We start from the raw sequence: 13,103 nt of genomic DNA on the forward strand, positions 1-13,103 counted from the left end.
GGGTCAAGAGATCCTTTGACCCATCTAACTCGGCGAATGCCGAGAGACTATTGAATATCATGGAGGAAGGACACAAAAGCGGGTGAACCGCTTTCAATTTGACGGAGTGCAGGCAGCCATTCAACAACTTTGCCATATGTTTTGTATGAGGCAGTTAAATTTATTGATGTGGAGAACATAGTTGAGGTTAGTATTTAGATACCCCCTAAAATGGAAAAGAAACTATAAAATGGAAAAATAGGACTTTTTGCCTGTATTTATAAAGAAAACAAACCTGAACTTGTCAGGCTTGTTTTAACTTGATTCAGCAGAAGTCTCCCACTTCTGTAAGTGGTGAGATGAATGCATATTGGTATTCTATTCAGTGGGGGTTCAAACCCCGGCTGAATAAAGTTAAGGCCTCCGGCGGATGCCACAGATTTCCAGAGGAAATTTATCGAGCGGAGCTCGATAAAATCTGGGCGCAAATACGCCAAGGCGCATTTGATTAATAGGTTCAGATTATGAGATAGAATGCACTTTATTCGATCTAGCTTTGTAGAATTGATAGATCAGAAATGTAAAGACTGAGATGATGAACCCTGAAATGTAGGGGAACCCGATTGAAATTGAAAACAGCCAGCCTCCCAGGGGTGGTCCGACAATCCTTCCTAAAGAGTCAAACGATGACAACAACCCGGTTGTGCTCCCGTGACCTGCCGTAGAAGTCTTTGTCAGTAAGGCAGAAACGCTTGGGCGGATGACTCCATTTCCGATTCCGAAGATTGTAAGGTAGACAGCAGCCGTCGTAAAGCTGTCTACGAGCAGGATTAATCCGAAGCCGATGGCTGAAACCACGATTCCAATCTGGATGACCGCTCCCTCTCCATACTTTTTCGTCATTCTTCCAACCAAGCCGCCCTGAACAATAGCTCCCGCAAGTCCCATGATCATGAACAGGTATCCCAACTGAACGGTACCCAGTCCAGCTTTTTTCGCAGCAAAATATGCAAACGTCGCTTCAAGGCCAGCTAGAGAAAGGGATGTGAATAATTGTAAGACATACAAAACAGTGATCGGGCCGCGCAAAGCTTTGCGCAACGGTGTTCTTTTCGTTCTGTGTTCTCCTCTTTCCTCTGGCGGCAAAGATTCTTTTAAGAGTAACAAAACGAAAACGAATGTAAGGAGGCTGGAAAATCCAGATAAATAAAATGGCATGTTTAAGCTTGTTTTGGAAAAGACCCCTCCGATAGCAGGCCCCAATATAAAGCCCAAGCCAATCGATGCACCAATGATTCCCATTCCTTTTCCACGGTCTTCCTCCGATGTGATGTCAGCTACATATGCCATAACCGTCGGCATGTTGGCAGATGAAAGGAAACCTCCGATAACTCTAGCTACAAACAGCATCCATAGAGAGGAGGAAAGTGCCATCATGAAGAATGATATGGCCAATCCGAATATACCGATCATCATGACCGGTTTCCGTCCAATTCGGTCGGAAACTCTGCCCCACATGGGTGCAAAAAGTAATTGCATTAATGAATACACGGCCATTAACAGACCAAGCTCTGCAGGGGATGCTCCCATTTCTTCTGCGTAAAACGGCAGGACAGGAATGATAATCCCAAATCCAACCATGACGAAGAACATGACAGCAAATAGTATAGGTAACGCTTTTTTCGTATCCAAACCAAGTCCACTCCAGTCTCAATGAATCTCCGATGAAAGGGCCCGAATGAACGATTGCCCATATAGCTTTTCACTTCATATTAACATCGAATCAATGACGGGTGTTAGCATAAGGCTTTTTGCGATTTCAAGTTTATAAAAATGAAAAGAAAAAAACAGATAAGTTTTTGAGTGAGTAAAAAATTTATATTAGTAACGGGTTACATATCCGAGAAGACGGGAAAAACAGTCAAAAAAAATATGAGGAAAAGAATTGCTATAGTAGATAAAGCATTGCTCTATGGATCTTTCTATCAGAAAGCTTCTCACCTGACTAACTTCGGGCTGAAGAACGTTTTGCCACATTCAGTGAAAAGCATTCACGGACCCAAAAATTCCGCAGCCTTTCATAACGGAAAGGGTGTGGTAGGAAGACAAACAACCGTCAAATTGATGCAGATCAGAAAAGTGATTGTCTGCTCCCGTATGGCATGTAATTTCTAACGATAGTGGTTTTTGGAAATAAAAGCTCAAGACGAACCTTGATGGGGGAGCTTTTCGGCACGGTGATTCTTTCGCTGTGGCGTCGGTGGTCCTCAGTACGCGACATCCTCGAAAAAGCTTACGCTTTTCCTTCGTGCGATGTAACGCTGCCGAAGCTTTCCTTGTCCTGTCGTTCGCTTGAAGAGGGGCTTTTTGTACGTCGAAGCTGGACATTTTTAAATGAAAACTGTATTTGATTTTATGCTTCCCTATCACCGAACATGAGAGGAAATTCGCCAATGCCCTCTTGTTTTTTTGACGAAAAAAGGTGACAATGCATATAAAAGGGTACAGGGAGTTGCACTAAATCATGAATGATGAATCGGGTTTCTGGCATAATGACGAATTAATCGCAGAGCTTGAAAAAGACTTGAGGTACATATCTGTTATCTTAAAGCAAAAAGGGCGAGAATTGTTAGCGGACTATGCTATCACTCCGCCACAATTCATCGGGCTTCAATGGCTTTTTGAAGATGGAGACATGACAATCGGTGAATTATCCAATAAAATGTTTTTAGCATGTAGTACAACGACAGATTTGATTGACAGAATGGAGAAAAAAGAACTAGTTGAGCGGGTAAAAGACCCGAAAGACCGGCGTGTCGTTCGCATACACTTATTAAAAAAGGGCGAAATCATCATCAATGAAGTGATTAAGAAAAGACAGGAATATCTACAGGATGTCTTCGGAGATTTTTCGGAACAGGAAGCTATGGCTTTAAAAGGCAGCTTGGCTAAATTACATCAAGAAATGAAAAAAGAATGAGGCGTTTGTATTGAAAGAGGCTATAGGAGTAATGGATTCGGGTATCGGAGGGCTGACAGTTGCAAAGGAAATCATGCGACAGCTCCCTAATGAAACTATTTATTATGTCGGTGATACAGCCCGTTGCCCATATGGTCCCCGACCCGAAGAAGAGGTAAAGGAATTTACTTGGCAAATGACTTCCTTTTTAAGGAAATTTAATATTAAAATGTTAGTGATCGCTTGCAATACGGCGACAGCCGCCGTATTGGATGAAATCCGCTCACAGCTCCCCATACCGGTCATCGGAGTCATTTCACCGGGCGCTCGGGCAGCTCTAAAAGTGACAGAAAACAGCAGAGTAGGAGTGCTCGGTACCGCGGGAACCGTCAGAAGTGAGGCTTATGTAAGGGAACTGTCCCTAATCAATCATGAAGTGGAAGTGACACAGCTCGTCTGCCCAAAGTTTGTCCCGCTTGTTGAAAGCTTTCAGTATCATAGCGAGGTTGCCAGAAAGGTAGTCAAGGAGGCATTAATGCCGATAAAAGAAAGCGGCATCGACACACTGATTCTTGGCTGCACTCACTATCCTTTGCTTGGTTCCCTGATTGAGCAGGAGATGGGCCCTCGGGTTAAGGTCATCAGTTCAGGTGAGGAAACAGCCAGGGAAGTAAGTACCATTTTACATTATAAAAATATGAGAAATACGGACCTGGAACCGCCCAATCACCAGTTCTTTACAACAGGTTCGATAGAAATCTTTAAAAAAATAGCATCGGATTGGCTCAAAAGTACAGAAATGCAGATCCATTCCGCCAAGCTTGGCAAATATTTGACACAGCCAAGCTGACCGTGAGCAGCCGTGGGAAAACCGCGGCGCTTTTTGTTTTAGGTCTCGTAGGGGAAGCGTCGCTATGTTGTAAGTGTGCGAAAATCTGAATGGTTGTGTGGTACTCGGAATTATTGTGGGAGTTCCGGAATTATTGTGCGAAAAACAGGAAAATCGTGCGAACTCCGAAATTATTGTGCGAAAAACGGAAAAATCGTGCGAACTCCGAAATTATTGTGCGAAACTCGAGAAAATCGTGTGAACTCCGAAATTATTGTGCGAAACTCCAGAATCGTGCGAGTTCCGGAATTATTGTGCGAAACTCGAGAAAATCGTGCGAATTCCGAAATTATCGTGCGAAAATCCAGATAATCGTGCGAACTCCAGAATTATCGTGCGAAACCCCTTCCGTGGCCAATTTTCCAGTCCTCATCTACCTGATTTAACGCGGCTGAGTAAGAGCTTAATAAAAAGATAAAGTCAAGCGGTCTAAATGAAACATACGGCTCGTATACATGAAAGTACAAACTGTTCTAGGAGGGGTACAAATGTGTAAACGGGCGAAAATAGCCGCAGTTGCTGTGATTCTGGCAGCAAGTGCGTTCATATCTGGCTGCGGTCTTTTCGGTAAAGGGAAGGAGAAACTGGATCCGCCTCAGGATGTAACTTACTTAAAAGAAGGTGAGGACCTGGATAATACACTTGAAGAAACAGCGTCTGATAAAGAAACAACATCAGATAAAGAAACAACAGGGGAAGAAAAAGCGGATACTGTCATGCGTGATCTTTACTTGATCGACCGTAATGGTATGGTTGTATCCCAGACACTTCCTCTTCCCAAAACAGAAAGTACAGCTAAACAGGTCATGGAATATCTTGTTGCTGATGGCCCAGTAGCTGAAATTTTGCCTAATGGTTTCAGAACAGTCCTTCCAGCAGGCACAACGATGGATGTGGATATAAAAGATGGGAAAGCGATTGTTGATTTCTCTGAGGAATTTGCGACCTACGATGCAAAAGATGAAAAGAAAATATTACAGGCTGTCACCTGGACCCTGACACAATTTGAATCCGTGAAGTCTGTGGAATTAAGAATGAATGGACACCAATTGAATGAAATGCCAGTAAATGGAACACCAATCGGAGAAGAGGGCCTTTCACGTCAAGATGGAATCAATATGGATGATTCTACGGCAGTGGATATTACGAATACTCGCCCCGTGACTGTTTATTATTTGGCGCAGGCTGATGATGAAGTTTATTATGTGCCGGTCACCCGTCGTATTTCCAATAAAGAACAGGATGATGTTGCTGCGGTGGTTAAGGAATTGGCAGATGGACCAGGAATGATGAAAGGATTGGCGAGTGCATTAACTGGCGATGTGAAACTGTTAGAATCCCCTAAAGTGGAAGAAGGGGTTGCTACATTAAATTTTAATGAATCTATTTTTGGCAGTGACGAAAAGAGCATTATAACGGATGCAGCCCTGCAATCCCTTGTTCTATCTTTGACAGAACAAAAAGACATTAAAAGTGTTTCGGTTCTAGTGGATGGAAAAGCTGGATTGGCGAATGAAAAGGGCGAGCCGCTTACCGCTCCAGTAAGTCGACCAGAAAAAATTAACGCTGTGCGTTATTAATTACAAGAGATTTGTTATACTATAGATAAGCTTGAAGAGGCCGGCATTTAGGTCATGCCGCCTCTATTGTTTTTTAAAAGGATGTTTAAAAGGTCACCAAATATAAAGCGGCGAATCTCATCGATTGCTTGTTTCTGTATCTAAAAGCATAAACTATACCGTCTCGCCCTTATTGCTTTTAGTTTGGCAACCTTTTAAACGCGTATTTTAAGGAGGATTTGTCATTGCGTGTTGATGGAAGAAAAGCAGATGAATTAAGAAACATACATATTGAAACCGGATATTTGAAGCATCCGGAAGGTTCTGTCTTGATTACGGTGGGAGACACAAAAGTAATATGTACCGCAAGTATCGAAGACAGGGTACCACCTTTCTTAAGAGGGGAAGGAAAAGGATGGATTTCAGCGGAGTATTCCATGTTGCCGAGGGCAACGGAAACGCGGAATATCAGGGAATCTTCCAGGGGAAAAGTTTCAGGAAGAACGATGGAAATTCAGCGGCTTATTGGACGAGCCCTTCGTGCAGTTGTTGACCTTGAAGCGATTGGCGAAAGGACCATCTGGATTGACTGTGATGTCATCCAAGCAGATGGAGGAACAAGAACGGCTTCGATCACCGGTGCATTTGTAGCCTTGACGATGGCAGTTGCCAAGCTGGTCGAGGAAAAAGAATTGCCGTCTTTCCCAGTGACAGATTTTCTAGCAGCAACAAGTGTAGGAATTATTGAAGAGGCTGGCGCTATTTTGGATTTGAATTATATCGAAGACAGCGCAGCTTTAGTTGATATGAATGTAGTGATGACCGGATCAGGAGAGTTCGTCGAACTGCAGGGAACTGGAGAAGAATCGACTTTTACAGCCAATCAACTTCAGGAAATGCTTGCTGCGGCTGCAAAAGGAATGAAGGAGTTATCAACCATTCAAAAAGAAGCTCTTGGGGCATTGGCTGAAAAGATCGGCTCAAAACCTGAAGATTCAGCAGGAAGTGAAAAACAATCATGAAAAGCGTTATCATAGCAACGAAAAATAAAGGTAAGGCTAAGGAATTCGAGCAATTGTTTTCAAAATATGGTATGGAAGTAAAGACATTGATTGATTTTCCGAATGTAGCAGACATTGAAGAAACAGGTGAAACATTCGAAGAGAATGCCATTATCAAGGCGGAGGCGATCGCCCAACTTGCCAATTCAATTGCTGTGGCGGATGATTCCGGGTTGGTGATCGATGCCCTTGATGGAAGGCCAGGCGTATTTTCTGCCAGGTATGCAGGGGCAGGGAAAAATGATGAAGATAATATTGATAAAGTTTTGGATGAAATGGAAGCGATCAATGAAGAAGAAAGGACAGCACGCTTCTATTGCGCTCTTGCTATAGCGGGTCCCAGCTTTGAAACTGTTACTGTTAGCGGCACTTGTGAGGGCAAGATTCTGAATGAACGCAGAGGTTCCGAGGGTTTTGGGTACGATCCCATTTTTTTCGTGCCGACTGAAGGAAAAACAATGGCAGAACTGACTCCCGGAAGGAAAAATGAACTGAGCCATCGTGCGGCTGCTATGAAAAATCTAGAGCCATACATCGAAAAACTTTCTTTCAAGTAAAGCTGACAGTTGGGAAAATGCGCTTTGATACACCTGAGCTTCATATTCTGTTAAAATACGATTAGTTCGTATTAGAAATCAGGTGAAAAGGTGGCAAATGAAGTCAGAAGCAGCGAAAAAGCATTTTGGTCCATCATCTCTGCTGTTTTCTTTGGAAATTTTCTGGCGGTTATGAACACGTCAACTGTAAACATCGCAGTGCCTGCCATCATGGGAGAATTTTCAACCCATCTCCCGACAGCCCAGTGGACAGTTACGGGGTTTATGCTTGCCGCAGGTGCAGCGGCTCCTTCAGCAGGCTGGTTCGGAGCACGCTTTGGCTACAAACGAGTCTACATTGCCGCTTTATCAGGTTTTTTCCTGTTTTCAGTCATTTGCATTTTATCAAGTTCGATAGAAATGCTGATTATAGCGCGGATGGTACAAGGCGTTTTTAGCGGCATCATGATGCCTGCAACCATGACGCTCATTTATCAAACGATTGACAAGAGCAAGCAAGCTTATGGAATAAGCCTTTGGAGTCTGTCTTCAGCATTAGCTCCTGCAGTCGGGCCGGTTCTGGCAGGTTTTCTTATCGACATTTTTGACTGGAGGGCGTTGTTTTATTTCAATCTTCCAGTGAGCGCAGGGGCCATTATCGCGGCAGTCAAATTCCTTCCGGATACCGATAAGGGAGAAAAAACACCATTCGATTTCTGGGGATTGGTATTTTCCTTCGGAGGAAGTATCCTACTGTTAACTGCTTTTGCAAAAGCAGGAACATGGGGATGGACGGATGTCAAAACATTATCTTTAGTTGGAACAGGAGCGTTCTTACTTCTTTTATTCGTAAAAAGGGAATTGAAGATAGAGTTTCCGCTTTTAAATTTTTCTGTGTTTCAGCATCGCAGATTTGCGTATGGAATTATTTTAAATGCCATTTTGTCGATTGCGTTGTACGCGGGAGCATTTCTTGTTCCCATCTTTTTGCAGACTTCACTGAATTTGAGAGCGCTCCATACAGGACTCATCATGATGCCAGGAGCCTTTGTCATGGCGTTTTTTACGCCAATCACAGGAAAGCTGTATAATAAGATTGGGCCATTGCCGTTGATCATGGCCGGTTTGATTGTTATGGCCATAGGGACCTTTATGATGGGAGAGCTAACCATCGAAACAACTGCTCTCTACGTCATTGTTTGGACATCTATTCGGTACTTGGGAATTGCTCTTTGTAATATGCCAATCATCAATGTAGGGATGTCGGCTGTTCCTCTTCAAGTTGCTGGATACGCCTCAGCATTGAACAACTGGACACGTCAGTGTATCGCCTCATTGTCGATTGCGCTGTTCTCCGGCTTGCTTGCTTACCGATCCAACATCCGATTGGAAACGGGGGGAGATTTGAGCGCAGCCTCTGCAGCAGCGGCGGGAGATGTATTTTTAATTTCGCTTATTCCGCTGATTATCGCAGTACCCCTAACACTTTTACTAAGAGAAAAACGCCAATCTGGCGAAAACAAAATTTTGGCTGGCCAAAAGGTAAAGAATCAATAATAATTTTGCAAAAAACTATTGACTTTCCGAAGCGCCAGCCCTATAATAAAGAATGTCTTTAAAAATAATATGTCCCAGTAGCTCAGCTGGATAGAGCAACAGCCTTCTAAGCTGTGGGTCGGGAGTTCGAATCTCTCCTGGGACGCTACTAAAAACCTTGCAATCATGCGGATTGTGAGGTTTTTTATATTTATGCATTTTGCTTTTTGAATTCCAAAAAGATACTAACTTGAACAATTCTTCGAAATGAGCAGCTGCACCTTGATCAGCCTCCTTTAACACATGGCCATAAATATCCATGGTTGTGCTGATTCGCGAGTGCCCCAATCTTTCTTGAATAACTTTAGCATGGACCCCTTTATTAATTAAAATCGTTGCCGAAGTATGACGCAGATCATGGAACCGTATCTTCTTTAACTTTAATTTTTTTACTGGTTTTTTATTGAAAAATCTTGCCCAACGTGGCTAATGGAGTCTGGCCTATAGGGTTGTCCATATTCATCGGAAAAAAGAAATAAATGGTCTTCCCATTTCCAAAGATTTTTCATTTCCATTTGTTGTTCAAGTTTAATTAACCGCAACTTTTTAAGTGCTCTCATAAGGTCAGCTGGAACGGATATCTTTCTTGTTTGATCTGTTTTGGTAGATTTTAAAACTAAGCCCTTTCCTTCGATTACCACAAATGCCTGTTCAATTGTTATGGAGTTATCGGTAAAGTCTAAGTGTTTACCTTCCAACGCAGCAATTTCTACCTCGCGAGCACCTAGTACAGCAGCTGATTGGACAATTAATTGCCATATTGGATCTTCTTTTTCCAAGAGGTCGAATAGTTTTTTAGTTTCTTCCACTGTATAAACGTCTTCCTTCTTATGCTTAATGGGGGGAAGCTTAACGCTAGCGCATGGATTGCTTGGAATCAACTCCCACTCAACTGCGACTTTCATTATGCTATTAAAAGCTTTATAAATGTTGTCTAATGTTGAAGGAGACAGCTTCCCCTTTTTACCGTCCAGGCGCTTTCCATCTTTCTTTAAATCAGAAAAGTAATCAACTACATGAATTTTCTTTATATCTACCATTTTTGAGCTACCAAAGGCGGGAAGGATTCTTTTGTCTATAATCTTTTCGGTTTCTTTAAGTGTTTTTTCTCCGTAATGATCTACTGCATATTTTTCTTTCCATTCTGGATAAAAACCCTCTAGCGTCATGTTGGTTGAGTCTATCAAGTTGCCTGACAATACCTTAGCTTCAAAAAGGACTAACTTTTTCTTTGCCTCAGTATCGTTTTTAGCTGCAACTGTTTTATTTTTCTTTTTTCTATTACCGCCTACATATCCGAGTTCGACGGTGAGCTTGTATTTACCTGGTGACACTTTTCAAAAACTTGCCATTGGTTTGTCTCCTTTCTTTTAAATAGGCGGGTGATCAGCCCGCCAAGATTAAATTCTAACGCGTGAGAGCGCAGGCGTAGACACGAGCACGAAGATTGTGATTGGTAATAAAACAAGCCCGGCGCTGGCCGGGCTTGTTTTATTGGGTGTTCAGATTATTGTGTAGAAATCATGTTTTGCATGTAATGTATTCAATTGTCCTTTACTAATGTTCTTTTGGCTTTCTTAACTATTCTTGCTGTAGCTTTTGTATCAGATTCTGTTGTCCACTTTTCACACAGGCTGAGTACCCATTCTGGTTGAGCTTTACTAGCATCATTTAACCAGTTTCCTACAGAATCTTGAACATATTTGGATGGATCTGATTTTAGTAGATCAAGAATAGGGAGTGCTTTATTAGGTTCTTGTTTTAAGATTTCAATATGTTTTGTCCATACTCCACGAGGACGAATAGCCTCTATAGAAAATCTACGAATATTTTCATCATTACTTTGTGCCCATTCCGTTAACAGTTCTATACTCTTATCAATATGTTGTGAAAGGTCCTTCCTGATAGACATCCAAGAAATTTCCCGAACACCAAAATGATGATCCGCAGCGAAAGGGTGGATGTACGCCAATTTTTCTTCTAAAGATAAATTGTAATTTTTATTCAAATAAGCTGCCCAACAGCGAACACTATCCGATACATGATGAGAGAATTTTTTTGCTAAATCCTCTTTTTCTCTATCACTTTTTTCAATCATAGCTTCATCTATTAAATTCCCGATCAAACGTATAGCTTTCATTCCATATTCAGTGTTTTGATTCACTACTTCCGATAAAATAGATTCTAACTTATTTTCTAAACCTATTGATGGCAAAACATTTTTTAATAAAGAAATATGATTAACAGCGAGCCATTCGGTTAGATTAACGCTCTCTATTCTTCCTTGATTCAATAAGATCAAAACTTCGTCAGGGATGTCACTAACCTTTCTAGCCCCTTTTCTATTTAAAATCTCCTCACTTACAAGCATTAAGTGTTCCTCCTTAGTAATCACATATAAGTTTATTTTTTTTGTTTTTTGAGTAATTTTTTAATCAATTTAAATATATCAAATGTGGTACGCTGATACACCTTGTTATAAACATACTTTTTAGGGTCCCGCACCCATCCATAACCCCGCGGCTTCTTTAGCCCAGCCCGATGGACAACCTGTCTTTTGATACTTGTGCGGGCGCCGATGCGGCGCCTGAGGCTAGGCTTACGGAGGCCGATTTTAATTTTCACCAGGATCACCCTCATCATAAGGTCTATATTTCTTTCTTAGCTATAACCGTTAAGATTCCAGGTATTATCCGTGCAAACAAAGGAAAATTCATTCTCTTAAACCACCACGTAACCAATAATATAACAAACCCTGGTATTAGAGAAATTAGCAAAGGACTTAAAAACATCGTAAGCTACCCACCTTTTAAAATATGGTTATTCCACTAATTAAAACAATATCCTTGTTAAATAATCTGAATAACATAGGTTATATTTTATAAGCAACTTTATTTCATGCAACAAAAACCCCTTGGATTAAACTGGCCCAACAGACCATGTCTAAGTTTTTTCCTATTGCACCGACACAGGCTGGAAAACTTATGCTCATGAGTTGTATAGCTTCAGAACTGAATTGTTCAGTATTAAAGTTTAAAATTCCATCTTCAACAGTAGTTTCTACTGCCTCACACCGAACAAAAGCTTCAACCAACTACCAGAACAGTTTAACAAGAGTTTTTAATGCTAAAGGAGGAACAAAGTTCATCATGCCTCAATGAAATGTAATAATATGTATTTTCCTTGTTTTATTATCCAAAAGGAATATACTAGGGGACAGAGTAGTCAATAGAAAATCTTACGAATAAGAATTGAACAATTTAGAAGGAGAATAAAAATGAACTACAAACATGTTGTTGTTGCCGGAAGTGGAGTTTTGGGAAGTCAGATTGCATTTCAAACTGCATTTAAGGGATTTAATGTCTGTATTTATGATATCAATGAAGAAGCAATTGAGAATGCCAAAAAAAGAATCGAAGGACTAAAGCCAATCTATAAAAGTGACTTAGGAGCGACCGAGGAAGAGCTTGCCGATACTTCCCATCGTATTATATATAGTGCTGATTTATCAAAAGCGGTCGCAGATGCAGACCTAGTTATCGAAGCGATTCCGGAGGTAGTTAATATTAAAATGAAGTTTTACGAGGAGTTAGGAAAAGTTGCTCCAGATAAAACCCGTTTTACAACGAATTCATCTACTTTATTACCGAGTCAATTTGCTGAAGCTACTGGGAGACCTGAAAAGTTTCTTGCTTTGCATTTCGCTAATGAAATTTGGAAAAATAATACAGCGGAAATTATGAAGCATGAAGGAACTGATTCGGATATTTTTAATGAAGTTATTGAGTTCGCAAAAGCAATTGGGATGGTAGCTTTGCCTTTATATAAGGAGCAACCTGGTTATATTCTAAACTCTCTACTTGTTCCTTTGTTGGATGCTGCACAAATGCTGTTAACGAAAGAAGTAGCTGATGTTGAAACGATTGATAAAACGTGGATGATTGCTACAGGTTCACCGCTAGGGCCTTTTGCTATTTTAGATATCGTTGGTATTAATACAGCATATAATATTACCCTTGCGAAAGCAAAAGCGACAGGTGATGTGCAAATCGAAAAGGTGGCAAATTTATTAAAGAAAGAGTATATTGACAAAGGAAAGTTAGGAAGATCAGTAGGGGAAGGTTTCTATAAATATCCGAATCCTAGTTTTAATCAACCTGATTTTTTAGAGGTATAATAAATTACCCTATTTTAGGATACAATAAAATATTTGTTGAACAAAATGATTCGAGGCATTTCCTAAATTGGGAAGCCTCGAATTTTATAATTAAGGCTTTATACTAAATGTTGGAGTTACCACCCTATTTGTACATAAAAATTTCTGCATTGAGTGGGAAAAAGCTAATGTAGATACACATTTTTTTCATATTAAATCTTTAAAACATTGATATATAAGGGTTTTGCTAGATATAAAGTACGTCCTCCTGGGACGCTAACACGAATAAAGTCTGTCATATCAACCGTTAGGGCAATCGGTCAATCAAACGGGGTATGGCGGATTCTTCTATTTTGCCTATAGGCGAT

At 41.0% G+C, this 13,103-nt stretch carries 12 protein-coding genes, 1 tRNA gene and 1 pseudogene; 9 read left to right on the forward strand and 5 right to left on the reverse strand.

All coding sequences use genetic code 11. The features are described from left to right. The first annotated feature begins 338 nt into the window (after positions 1 to 338). Complete coding sequence (locus D5F11_RS27010) at positions 339 to 491, forward strand: hypothetical protein (protein ID WP_185830885.1); 153 nt, start codon at positions 339 to 341, stop codon at positions 489 to 491. A 10-nt stretch (positions 492 to 501) separates the two neighbouring features. Here the strand turns inward: D5F11_RS27010 and D5F11_RS23760 are convergent, their stop codons facing one another. Next, positions 502 to 1,671 (reverse strand): MFS transporter, encoded by a 1,170-nt coding sequence (locus tag D5F11_RS23760; protein WP_120118921.1) that lies wholly within the window; start codon positions 1,669 to 1,671, stop codon positions 502 to 504. An 832-nt stretch (positions 1,672 to 2,503) separates the two neighbouring features. On the opposite strand from D5F11_RS23760, the gene D5F11_RS23765 reads away from it, so the two are divergent. The 7 genes from D5F11_RS23765 to D5F11_RS23795 all read left to right on the forward strand — a co-directional run bounded on the left by D5F11_RS23765 (position 2,504) and on the right by D5F11_RS23795 (position 8,685). Further along, complete coding sequence (locus D5F11_RS23765; RefSeq protein WP_120118923.1) at positions 2,504 to 2,959, forward strand: MarR family winged helix-turn-helix transcriptional regulator; 456 nt, start codon at positions 2,504 to 2,506, stop codon at positions 2,957 to 2,959. Positions 2,960 to 2,969: 10 nt separating this feature from the next. Continuing rightward, entirely contained in the window at positions 2,970 to 3,788 is an 819-nt protein-coding gene (gene racE, locus D5F11_RS23770) for a glutamate racemase (RefSeq protein WP_120118924.1), read from the forward strand. Positions 3,789 to 4,315: 527 nt separating this feature from the next. Next, a complete protein-coding gene (locus D5F11_RS23775; RefSeq protein ID WP_120118925.1) occupies positions 4,316 to 5,407 on the forward strand; it encodes a GerMN domain-containing protein in 1,092 nt (363 codons plus the stop codon). Positions 5,408 to 5,631: 224 nt separating this feature from the next. After that, complete coding sequence (gene rph, locus D5F11_RS23780; protein ID WP_120118926.1) at positions 5,632 to 6,408, forward strand: ribonuclease PH; 777 nt, start codon at positions 5,632 to 5,634, stop codon at positions 6,406 to 6,408. Then, the gene (locus D5F11_RS23785; protein WP_120118927.1) at positions 6,405 to 7,004 is read left to right on the forward strand and encodes an XTP/dITP diphosphatase; all 600 of its coding nucleotides are present in this window, start codon (positions 6,405 to 6,407) and stop codon (positions 7,002 to 7,004) included. Before rph ends, D5F11_RS23785 begins: the two co-directional genes overlap by 4 nt. Positions 7,005 to 7,094: 90 nt before the next feature. After that, positions 7,095 to 8,540, forward strand: coding sequence for an MDR family MFS transporter (locus D5F11_RS23790; RefSeq protein WP_120118928.1), 1,446 nt, complete (start codon positions 7,095 to 7,097; stop codon positions 8,538 to 8,540). Between the two features lie 71 nt (positions 8,541 to 8,611). Then, positions 8,612 to 8,685, forward strand: a tRNA-Arg gene (locus D5F11_RS23795). Between the two features lie 188 nt (positions 8,686 to 8,873). On the opposite strand, the pseudogene D5F11_RS28255 reads toward D5F11_RS23795, so the two are convergent. The 4 genes and pseudogenes from D5F11_RS28255 to D5F11_RS27605 form a co-directional block, all read right to left on the reverse strand. Further along, a pseudogene (locus D5F11_RS28255) lies at positions 8,874 to 8,948 on the reverse strand (hypothetical protein); the annotation flags it as partial. Between the two features lie 20 nt (positions 8,949 to 8,968). Beyond that, positions 8,969 to 9,913 (reverse strand): tyrosine-type recombinase/integrase, encoded by a 945-nt coding sequence (locus D5F11_RS23805; RefSeq protein WP_120118929.1) that lies wholly within the window; start codon positions 9,911 to 9,913, stop codon positions 8,969 to 8,971. 209 nt (positions 9,914 to 10,122) lie between these two features. Continuing rightward, positions 10,123 to 10,950, reverse strand: a complete 828-nt coding sequence (locus tag D5F11_RS23810) for a DNA alkylation repair protein (RefSeq protein WP_120118930.1) — start codon at positions 10,948 to 10,950, stop codon at positions 10,123 to 10,125. A gap of 32 nt (positions 10,951 to 10,982) precedes the next feature. Beyond that, complete coding sequence (locus tag D5F11_RS27605; protein WP_120118956.1) at positions 10,983 to 11,198, reverse strand: hypothetical protein; 216 nt, start codon at positions 11,196 to 11,198, stop codon at positions 10,983 to 10,985. A 658-nt stretch (positions 11,199 to 11,856) separates the two neighbouring features. Here D5F11_RS27605 and D5F11_RS23820 point away from each other — a divergent pair. After that, positions 11,857 to 12,756: a 3-hydroxyacyl-CoA dehydrogenase gene (locus D5F11_RS23820; protein ID WP_120118931.1), complete on the forward strand. Its 900-nt coding sequence runs from the start codon at positions 11,857 to 11,859 to the stop codon at positions 12,754 to 12,756. The last annotated feature ends 347 nt before the right edge of the window (positions 12,757 to 13,103 follow it).

The organism is Siminovitchia terrae (genome assembly GCF_003605405.2).
GTDB classification, from domain to species: Bacteria; Bacillota; Bacilli; order Bacillales; family Bacillaceae_C; genus Siminovitchia; species Siminovitchia terrae.

Excerpts from the sequence above, each read along its gene's own strand:
- D5F11_RS23810 (WP_120118930.1), bottom strand. The coding sequence starts at position 10,950 with ATGCTTGTAAGTGAGGAGATTTTAAATAGAAAAGGGGCTAGAAAGGTT.
- D5F11_RS23775 (WP_120118925.1), top strand. The coding sequence starts at position 4,316 with ATGTGTAAACGGGCGAAAATAGCCGCAGTTGCTGTGATTCTGGCAGCA.
- D5F11_RS23785 (WP_120118927.1), top strand. The coding sequence starts at position 6,405 with ATGAAAAGCGTTATCATAGCAACGAAAAATAAAGGTAAGGCTAAGGAA.
- D5F11_RS27010 (WP_185830885.1), top strand. The coding sequence starts at position 339 with ATGAATGCATATTGGTATTCTATTCAGTGGGGGTTCAAACCCCGGCTG.
- D5F11_RS23820 (WP_120118931.1), top strand. The coding sequence starts at position 11,857 with ATGAACTACAAACATGTTGTTGTTGCCGGAAGTGGAGTTTTGGGAAGT.
- D5F11_RS23765 (WP_120118923.1), top strand. The coding sequence starts at position 2,504 with ATGAATGATGAATCGGGTTTCTGGCATAATGACGAATTAATCGCAGAG.